Genomic DNA, 7716 nt, shown 5'->3' with positions numbered 1-7716 from the left:
GGCAGCACCGGGGGGAAAGATGGCTTCTGAGGAACAGTGGCGGCTCGGAGACAAGACAGTGGAGCTCTCCAGTGCAGCCATCAGCGGGAGCCGACGCGTGGCAACGCGGCATACACCGCTTCTCCGGACTGAATCAGTAGACCGACGCGAGGAGATGCGGGCAGAGGTCCCGATTCCGCTGGCGAAAGTCGAGCAGTCCCAGCAGTGTACCGTGTTGCACGTCGACGACGACCCACAGGTGGGTGAACTGGTCGAGGTGTATCTCGAACGGATCAACGACGACTTCGATGTCGTGACGAAGACCAGCGCCGTTGCCGCGCTCGATTTCCTCCGGACAGAGCAGGTCGACTGTATCGTCAGCGATTACGATATGCCAAACACCGATGGGCTGGAGTTTCTGGAACTCGTCCGCGAGCAGTATCAGGATATCCCATTTATTCTGTTCACTGGCAAAGGTAGCGAAGAGATCGCGAGCGAGGCAATCGCGTCGGGCGTTACGGACTACATGCAGAAGGGAGGGCGGTCAGACACATACGATGTTCTCGCCAACCGAATCGAAAATGCCGTCGAGCAACATCGAACCGAGCAGCGGTTCTGGAACGCCCTCTCGTGGTATCAACGGCTCGTCGAACAGGAGCTGGCGGGCGTCTGTATCATTCAGGACGGGACGTTTGTCTACGTGAACCAGAAGCTGGCCGACATTTTCAGCTATGACCAGAGTGAACTCATCGACGAATCCCCGGCTCTCCTCACGGCAGAGGGCGACAGCGACCGACTTCCCGAGTCACTCCGAGCAGCGGACTCAGACGAGCTCGATACGTTCCATTCGAAGTTTGAGGGCCGACAGGCCAACGGCGAAACGCGGACCATCGAGGTCTCCGGCGGGTCCATCGAGTACGATGGCGAACCGGCGTGGATCGGTGTGCTTCGAGACGCTGAAACCAACCCCGATATTGGCGAGTGAATCGCCGTTTGACTGCTGTGTGCTGCTCGCTGGCTCGTACGGTTTTGCAGGGTACTTCTCAGCTACGCGATAATCGATCGGTGGCCGGTCCACTGTCCTGCTGTTGACTGTCCCTGTTACGAGATATCAGCTCTCTCACGAAGGCGAGAGTTGTCACAGACGAACAGCCGACAGTATAAGCACAATCCCTTTCCACCGTCCACTCCTACCGTAGTATAATGTCGGAGTGCGATGCCTGTGGAAAGCAGGAGAACATGCCGTACCAGTGTGGGCACTGTGGGGGGACCTACTGTGCGGAACACCGGCTTCCCGAGGCCCACGATTGCCCCGGACTGGACAACTGGAGCGATCCGGGCGGCGTGTTCGACAGCGGGTTCGACGAGAGTGTAAATACTGGCCAGACATCAGGGAGCGGCGGTGTCGCCGACCGGTTCGGTATCGACACCGGGCCCGGGGGGCCGCTGGCGTACTTCCGGGGGAACGTCACGTATCTGTTCCTGGCGATTATGGGAATTGTGTTCATTCTCGAACATATTGTTATCCTCTCGCTTGGCCGCGAAGCGTTCCAGACGCTGTTCGTTCTCCATCCGAACAACCCTGAGTACATCTGGACCTGGGTTACGTCCGTGTTCTCACACGCCCCCTTCGGATTCTATCACATCTTCGGAAACGGGATTATCATCTACTTCTTCGGCCGACTCGTCGAGCAGCAGATCGGGTCGAAGAAGTTCGCGATCTTCTTCCTCGTGTCCGGCGCGCTGGCAGGCCTCGGACAGATCGCAATCCAGACGGTGCAGGGAACGTCTGCTGGTGTCCTCGGAGCCAGTGGCGCGGCGCTGGCGATCATGGCGTTCCTGACGGTCCTGAAACCGGACCTCCGCGTCTACCTGTACTTCCTGATTCCCGTCCCGATCTGGGCGATCACCGGCTTCTACTTCCTGTTGAGCATCTTCGGGTCGCTCAATCCGATGGGGGCCGGCCTGCTTGGTGGCAACATCGCGCATCTCGCCCATCTTATCGGCCTCATCATCGGGCTCTGGTACGGCCAGAAAATCAAGGGCCAGACCCGGATGCCCGGCCAGATACAGTTCGGCGGTGGCGGCGGCCCCGGCGGCCCTGGTGGACCGGGCGGTCCCGGCGGTCCGGGCCGGCGTCGTCCATGACGGTGCACCCGGTTCGCCCCGAATTCGTTCCCGACCCGTCGCTCTCGCAGACTGAGATGGAGGAGTTGCAACGTGATATCGCGGCGGCGGCGCGGTTCGAGGACGAGATGGACGTTTTGCCCGAGGCGATCACGCGCACCGGAGATGCACCGGACGTCGACCAGACGACACTGAGCACCAGCGCCGACGACCGAACGGAGCCGCCATTCATCGCTGGCGTCGACCAAGCGTTCGTCGACGACAAGGCCGTCTCGGCGATTGTCGTGCTACAGAACGGTGAGGTCATCGAGCGAGTCAGCGCCGTCGAACGCACCGAGATTCCGTACATTCCTGGCCTGCTGTCGTTCCGTGAGGGCGGCGCAATTCTGGCCGCGTTTGCGGAGCTAGAGGCCGACCCCGACGTGGTACTTGTGGACGGGAGTGGCCGCATCCACTTCCGGGAAGCCGGGCTGGCGACACACATCGGCGTCACGCTGGACGTGCCGGCCGTCGGCGTCGCAAAGAACCTCCTCTGTGGCACACCGGAGCAGTCCCTCGACGAGAGATACCCGGAAGGGACGCGGATTCCGATTACAGCCGACGACAGCGTCGAGACCTGCCCCGACGGGACAGTAATTGGCCACGCACTCCAGACGCGCCAGTACGACTCACCGAATCGGCACATCAACCCGCTCATCGTCAGCCCCGGCCATCGCGTCAGCGCAAGCACGGCGGCGGATATCGTCGAAGCTACTGCCGACGGCTACAAGCTCCCCGAGCCGACCCGGCTGGCCGACAGCTACGCCGACGAGGCAAAGGCAACCGTCGAGTAGCTCGTTCGGATAACCGACAGTATAACTTCCCGGGGTGTGTTCTCCCGGCCAACACATGGCGAAGACGGTGCTGATTACGGGGGCGTCCTCGGGTATCGGGCGGGCGAGTGCCGAGGCGTTCCTGGCCGACGACTGGACTGTCTGGGCGACCGCCCGCGAGGAATCGGACATCGAAGACCTCGAAGATGCAGGCTGTAAAACCGCTGAGCTTGACGTGACGAACCCGCGGGAGTGCGAGCGGGTCGTTGAGGCGCTTATCGAGTCCGAAGGGCGACTCGACTGCCTGATAAACAACGCCGGCTATGCGCAGTTCGGCGCGGTTGAGGATGTGTCGACGGCGGACCTGCACGACCAGTTTGACGTGAACCTCTACGGCCCGCACCGACTCATCCGTGAAGCGCTCCCGCACATGCGGGCTCGCGAGAACGGAACCATCGTGAACGTCTCCAGCGTCGCGGGCCGTATCGCCTTCCCCAATCAGGGTAGCTACGCCGCCTCGAAGTTCGCGCTGGAGGGACTCAGTGACGCGCTCCGGATGGAGGTCGAGGAGTTCGGCATCGACGTGGTGCTCGTCGAACCCGGGCCGGTTGAGACCAACTTCGACAACCGCGCCGACGAGGAACTCGATGACCTTGATACGTCCGGCGCGTACGACTGGCTGTATCAAGCCCACGAGGATTCGAACCTCGTCGGCATTCAGGACGCGCTCTCTGTCACGCCTGGGACAGTTGCGCTGACTATCCGTGACGCTGCCAACGCCAGCGACCCTGAACCGCGGTATCCGGTCGGACAGGGCGCACAGCTACTGCTTATGCTCGATTACTTGCCGGCGCGGTGGCGCGACGCAGCGTTCGGTGTCATCCGGAAGCTGACACGCTAATCACCGCCCCGCTCAGTTTAGTCCAGACAGGCCGCCACAACCGACAGCAGTCGCTCGCCGCGCACTTCTTCGGCGAACAGCGGCACACGGCGTACGTCGTGGCCGCGGAACATGTCCTGTGACCGGGCCAGCGCGTCTTGCTGTACCTGCCAGCGCCGCGCGCAGAACTCGCAGTCGGCGTGGTTCGGGCCGGCGATGTCCACGTCCTCGCCAAGCACCTCGCTCGGGTCTTGCATCACTCGATTGACGACGACGGTGCTGACGGGGATGTTGAACTCGCCGAGTTGGGCGAGCAGACGCTCGGATTCGACAACGGACAGTTCCTCGGGCACCATCACGATTCGGAAGTCCGTCTTTTGTGGGTCCTGCAGAATCGACCGCAGATGCTCGATCCGGTCCGACAACTCCTGTAGGTCCTCGATACCGGCCTCGGCGTCGACGTCCTGATTATCGCCGAACATGCCGGTGAGGTTGTCCATCATCCCCGAAAACCGCTCGCGGAGTTGCAGAATCTTCCCGACCATTGAGTCCATCGTCTCAGGGAGTTCCAGTAGCCGGAGGGTGTGGCCGGTCGGGGCGGTGTCGATGACGACGCGGTCGAAGCGGTCGTCGTCGACGTAATCCAGCAGGAGGCGGAGCGCCGCAGCCTCGTCGGCTCCGGGCATCGACCCGCCGAGAAGCCCCTCCTCACCGCCGATCGGGTCCTCGGCCTGACCTGCGCCCGCTGCACCGCCTGCACCTCCGCCAAACATCCCGTCGCCGCCGAGCAGTTCGCCCACGCCACCCAGTGCGTCCTCCTCGACACCGAGCGGTCCCTCGCCGACGGCGGCCTCCGGGTCGATTTCAGCCGCGTACAGCGGGATGTCTTCGCGGATGCGCGTCGGTGTCGCCGGGATATCCGCATCCAGCGTGTCCGACAGGGAGTGGGCAGGGTCCGTAGAGACGACGAGCGTCGCCGTGTCGTCGCGCGCGGAGGCCAGCGCGGTGGCCGCAGCACACGTTGTCTTGCCGACACCGCCTTTTCCGCCGTAGAGGACGTACTCCGCCGCATCGATTCCTGCGGGTGCATTAATATCGTCGACCGCTTCGACGTCGAGTTCGCTCATGCCAGAAGCTACGCTTGTCTGGCCTTGAGTACTTCCCGAAAAGGAGTTGTCCTACTGTCTCGAGGACCGCGCTTCACGGACATCCGCGCCGTCCCGGAGTTTGTCCTCACAGTTTGGACAGACCCGGGGGCCATGGCCTTCGACGGCTTCTGGTGTAAAAACCCGTACGTACTGCTCGGTTACAAATTCACCGCAGTTCTGACACTCGGGCATCTATAGGTACACTCGTTCCACGATGTATATGCCTTCCGCTGCCAACGAAATATTCCGGTTAATCGGCACGGTGGTCGGCCCAGAACGAATCCAGTTGGCTCGCGAGGAAATCCGGCGTCATCCGGGTGAACTCCTCGCGCTCGCCGGCGGGCAGGTACGGAGACACCGAATGCCGCGCGTCCGGCGTGTACCGTCGGCCGACCAGCGCCCGCACCCCGACCTCGTCAACGCCACGGATGACGCGGCCGATGGCCTGGCGCGCGCGCCGCACAGCCGGAACTGTCAGGGCATACTCGAAGGCGTTGTCCTCGCCGAAGGCGTCACCGTATGCGCGCTGGACACCCCGGACACGTGGCGACCCGATGTTCACCAGCGGGATGCCGACGACCGCGCAGGTCGAGAGCTTCTCGCCGTCGTAGTCGACGCCCTCGGTCAGCGTCCCGCGAGTCGATGTGACCATGACTTTTCCATCGCCGCTGAAGAACTCGCGTTTCAGCCGTTCGGTCTCCTCGTTGCTCGATGACTCGTCCACGAGGACCGGCTTCTCGACGGCGTCTTGCAGGTATGCGCCGGCCCAGCGCGCCTCCCGGTAGTTTGGCATCGCCACCATGACGTTGCCCGGTGAGCGGGCCAGCGCGCGTAGCGCCTGTGCGTACTCGTCTCGCGTTGGATTCCAGTTGTCGCCGAGCGGCCGCATCGTTCCGGGGTCGCCGCGGTTGCGTGCGGTAAACGGTGTCGCGTCGACGAGGTACGACGCCCGGTTCTCAGGCGGGAACGGCAGGTCGTAGGTCGTCGACCGGACCGGCCGTCCGTCGCCGGATTGCTCGTCGGGGGCCGTCGAGCCCGTCTCGGCCATCGAGTCCAGCCCCGACACGCGGGTGAACACGTCCAGCGGCTCCAGCGTCGCGCTCATCAGGATACCGCCGCCGAGGTCGTCGAAGACGTTACGCAGGGCTGTCGCTGGCATGCAGTTGTAACACAGCAGTCCCGGCGTGTAGACGGCCTGGTAATCGGCATCGAGGGTCTGGCCGTGGTTCGGCGAATGCTCCAGTTCGATCTCCCGGAGGAACGTTGCGTGGTCGCGCTCCCACCACTGCCCGGCCAGCACGCCGACAGCGGCACACACCGGCTGGCGGGTCAGACCGAGCTGGTCGATAGCGTCCTCGACGGCCGCACCAACCTTCGACAGCGAGCGCCACAGCGAGCCCTCGTAGCCCTTGCGCTCGGCCCACTCGGTCAGTTCGTCCTGTTCGACCGTGTCGGGGTCCCGAAGCGGAATCTCCCTGTCGTGCTCGGGGAGGCTTGACGGGTCCGCGCGCCAGCCCTCGTGTTCGGCGTCGAGGAAGGATTCGATGCGGTTGTCGAGCCACCGAACGAGGTCGTCGTAGAACTTTCGGGCCTGGTCAACTGCGTCCAGCGGGACTTCGCGGGCTGACAGCACCTCACGGACCTGCGCCTTGTGGTCGGCGCTCTGCTGGGCGCGCTGGATGAGTGTCGTGCAGTCGTTGCGCGCTTGCACGATGCTCTGACGGCCGAGGCGGTCCGACAGGAGGTCTCGCACGCGCTCTTCGAGTCGGTGCGCCTCGTCTACGATGACGAGCGTCTGATTGTCGAGTACGTCAGACAGCAGCGGGCGAGAGCCCGGGTCGAACAGATGGTTGTAGTTCCCAACGATAACGTCAGCCTCGTTCAGCATCACGCTCATGACCCGGTGCGGGCAGGTCCCGCGCTCCGTTGCCGCCGGGAGGTAGTCGTCCATCGTCACCACGTGCTCGTCCCCGGCCGAGAAGTCGACGGGCGAGCCCTTGTTGCGGGCGTACCAGTCCGCCTCGAACGGACAGTACAGCGGCGGGTCGGACCCCTCTGCCATCGACTCTGGAGCCGTTGGCTGGGCCTGCCGGTACGGCGAGGCTGCGCCGGCCGTCTGAAGTGTGTCGTCGCCAAGGGTCGATTGCTCGACCGCATCTGGGCGTGCAGCCGCGGCGAGGTCCTGTCCTTTCCGCGGGTCCCACCACTGGTCATCGTCAGCCTCACCGGCGATTGCGGCGTCCGCGACGGCCGCGCCGTCCGAGCGCCCGTCGTCCTCAACTAACCGCGCCGTCGCCTCCCTGAGGTCCTCACAGCGGTCGTGTGTCCCTACGTCGTCCGGGAACTGGCCCTCACGACCGTACGGACAGAGGTCGCGCTTGCCGACCAGTGAGATGCCGTCGAACGGCTCGTCGATTCCAGCGTTAAGCGCTCGGAGGTCGTCGACGAACTGCTGGAGTTGCTGTTTGACTGGCGTGACGACGACCATTCGCTCGTACAGGTCTGTATCGCGGACTAGCGTTGCGCCAGCGGTGAGCGCGGCCATCGTCTTGCCCGTTCCGCACGGACCTTCCATCGCGAGAAAGCCGCGTGCCTTGCCCGCCTCGATGGCTCGTTCGACGGCGTCGGCCTGATTCTCGTAGGGCTCGTCGAAGCCGAAATACGTGCGCCAGGACTCTGTGCCCGTCGAGGCGGGGTCTCCCATCGGAACGGGGTTAGTCGTCCCGGTATTTGAACCGCGGGGTTCCTGTCCGTCGCAATCGCTCTGTGC

General features: G+C 63.8%; 6 protein-coding genes. 4 read left to right on the top strand and 2 right to left on the bottom strand.

Features of this window, described 5'->3' with window-relative positions:
* The 4 genes from G9463_RS05810 to G9463_RS05795 all read left to right on the top strand — a co-directional run.
* A partial coding sequence (locus G9463_RS05810) for a response regulator (RefSeq protein ID WP_240149946.1) occupies nucleotides 1-964 on the top strand: 964 nt, incomplete at its 5' end.
* A gap of 218 nt (nucleotides 965-1182) precedes the next feature.
* Nucleotides 1183-2127 (top strand): rhomboid family intramembrane serine protease, encoded by a 945-nt coding sequence (locus G9463_RS05805; RefSeq protein ID WP_004961884.1) that lies wholly within the window; start codon nucleotides 1183-1185, stop codon nucleotides 2125-2127.
* Nucleotides 2124-2939: an endonuclease V gene (locus G9463_RS05800; RefSeq protein ID WP_165896217.1), complete on the top strand. Its 816-nt coding sequence runs from the start codon at nucleotides 2124-2126 to the stop codon at nucleotides 2937-2939. Before G9463_RS05805 ends, G9463_RS05800 begins: the two co-directional genes overlap by 4 nt.
* A gap of 55 nt (nucleotides 2940-2994) precedes the next feature.
* Nucleotides 2995-3819, top strand: a complete 825-nt coding sequence (locus G9463_RS05795; protein ID WP_007190475.1) for an SDR family oxidoreductase — start codon at nucleotides 2995-2997, stop codon at nucleotides 3817-3819.
* A 17-nt stretch (nucleotides 3820-3836) separates the two neighbouring features.
* On the opposite strand, the gene G9463_RS05790 is transcribed toward G9463_RS05795, so the two are convergent.
* Nucleotides 3837-4925, bottom strand: coding sequence for a TRC40/GET3/ArsA family transport-energizing ATPase (locus tag G9463_RS05790; RefSeq protein WP_007190474.1), 1089 nt, complete (start codon nucleotides 4923-4925; stop codon nucleotides 3837-3839).
* 271 nt (nucleotides 4926-5196) lie between these two features.
* On the bottom strand, nucleotides 5197-7650 hold the full coding sequence (locus G9463_RS05785) for an ATP-dependent DNA helicase (RefSeq protein WP_127013277.1): 2454 nt from the start codon (nucleotides 7648-7650) through the stop codon (nucleotides 5197-5199).
* Nucleotides 7651-7716 lie beyond the last annotated feature (66 nt).

It is taken from the genome of Haloarcula sp. JP-Z28 (genome assembly GCF_011440255.1).
Lineage (GTDB): Archaea > Halobacteriota > Halobacteria > Halobacteriales > Haloarculaceae > Haloarcula > Haloarcula marismortui.
This window is presented reverse-complemented; position numbering and strand designations above follow the sequence as displayed.

Coding starts and splice junctions, on each gene's coding strand:
- G9463_RS05805 (WP_004961884.1), top strand. CDS start 1,183: ATGTCGGAGTGCGATGCCTGTGGAAAGCAGGAGAACATGCCGTACCAG.
- G9463_RS05800 (WP_165896217.1), top strand. CDS start 2,124: ATGACGGTGCACCCGGTTCGCCCCGAATTCGTTCCCGACCCGTCGCTC.
- G9463_RS05795 (WP_007190475.1), top strand. CDS start 2,995: ATGGCGAAGACGGTGCTGATTACGGGGGCGTCCTCGGGTATCGGGCGG.
- G9463_RS05790 (WP_007190474.1), bottom strand. CDS start 4,925: ATGAGCGAACTCGACGTCGAAGCGGTCGACGATATTAATGCACCCGCA.
- G9463_RS05785 (WP_127013277.1), bottom strand. CDS start 7,650: ATGGGAGACCCCGCCTCGACGGGCACAGAGTCCTGGCGCACGTATTTC.